Origin of the sequence: Mesorhizobium sp. M4A.F.Ca.ET.050.02.1.1 (assembly GCF_003997725.1) — a bacterium.
Taxonomy (GTDB): domain Bacteria; phylum Pseudomonadota; class Alphaproteobacteria; order Rhizobiales; family Rhizobiaceae; genus Mesorhizobium.
On the sequence record NZ_RZSG01001132.1, the window covers coordinates 1 to 1,419 of the forward strand.

The following is a 1,419-nucleotide window of genomic DNA, read 5'->3' on the forward strand; positions in this document are numbered from 1 at the left end:
GCTTTATCGCGCCTTCGAGGCAGGCCGGCCAGTCGATGCGCCAGCCGAAGGCATAGCCGCCGATTCTCTGGCACCCAAGCGCGTGGGAGAGATGATGTTCCCGATCGCCGAGGCCTATGTCGAGCGTTCGCTCCTGATCAGCGACGATGACATCGTCGCCGCGCAGAAGGCGCTCTGGGACCGGGTGCGAATCATTTCCGAGCCGGGCGGTGCCGCGGCCTTCGCGGCGGTGCTCTCCGGCCGCTACCAGCCCTCGCCGGGCGAGCGCATCGCGGTTCTGGTCTGCGGCTCCAACACCGACCCCGCAAAATTCTGACCATAAAGCGGAAAGAACGGTTCACGTTTTTGGAACCCGCCTCGCCTTTGCCGTGTTTGCTGGTACACTTCTAGTCCTGAGGTTCGGGCCATCCCGCCCGGACAGGAAGGCCGATGACGCAACGACCCACTTCCAGCGGCAATCGTGGCCTGGCCGGGCGTCTTGCCCTGAGCCGGCTGGCGACGCGGTCCTCCATGGTGGTCGAGCGTGGCTGGCCGCTGCTTTTGCCGCTGCTCATCCTTGCCGGCCTGTTCCTCAGCATCTCCTGGCTCGGCCTGTTCCCGCTTCTGCCCGACGTCGCGCGCATCGGCGTGCTGATTGTCTTCGCCATAGCCGCCCTCGCAGCGCTCTACCCGCTGAGCGTCTTCCGCTTGCCGACGGCAGCCGAGATCGACCGGCGCATCGAAGCGGCCAATGAACTGCTGCATAGCCCGGTGCAGGTGCAGACCGACCGCCCGAGCGGTCAGGAAAGCATTTTCTCGCAGGCGCTTTGGCGCGAACACCAGAAGCGCATGGCTGAACGGCTGGGCAGTCTTGGCGCCGACCGGCCGCGCGCACGCGTTCCGGAGCGCGACCGCTGGGGCCTGCGCGCCGTCGCGGCGCTGCTCCTGGTCACCGCCTTCGCCTTCTCCTTCGGTCCGTCAGGCGGCCGGATAAGCGACGGCTTCGTCGCCCGCGCCGCGCGCGACGCCGTTCCGCCGCGCATCGACGCCTGGGTGACGCCACCTGCCTATACCGGCAAGCCGCCGCTCTTCCTCACCGCCGACGCCAACCAGGCGGCCGCCACCTTCACCGTGCCGCAGGGCAGCGATGTCTCGCTGCGCGTCACCGGTGGCTCGGGCGAGGAGACGCTGAGCTTTGCCGACAAGGACGGCAATGCCCGCGCCATCGACCCGGCCGGACCGCAGGCCGCCAAGCCGGTGTCGACAGCAGCGCCAAAAGTGCGCCAGTTCACCGGCAAGCTGACCGGCGACGGCGTGCTGACGCTGAAATCAGGCGAGGACGATCTCGGCCACTGGGCCTTCGCCGTAATTCCGGACAAGCCGCCGGCGATCCGCTTTGCCGGCGGCTTGTCCGGAATTACGGCGAAGGCCCAGTGGCCG

Annotated in this window: 2 protein-coding genes; both read left to right on the plus strand. The window is 68.1% G+C overall.

All coding sequences use genetic code 11. The features are described from left to right. Positions 1-316 (plus strand): pyridoxal-phosphate dependent enzyme (locus EOA33_RS35675; protein WP_127407719.1); only part of this gene is annotated, 316 nt, incomplete at its 5' end. A gap of 113 nt (positions 317-429) precedes the next feature. Next, the coding region (locus tag EOA33_RS35680) for a DUF4175 family protein (RefSeq protein WP_127407720.1) at positions 430-1,419 on the plus strand (990 nt) is incomplete at its 3' end.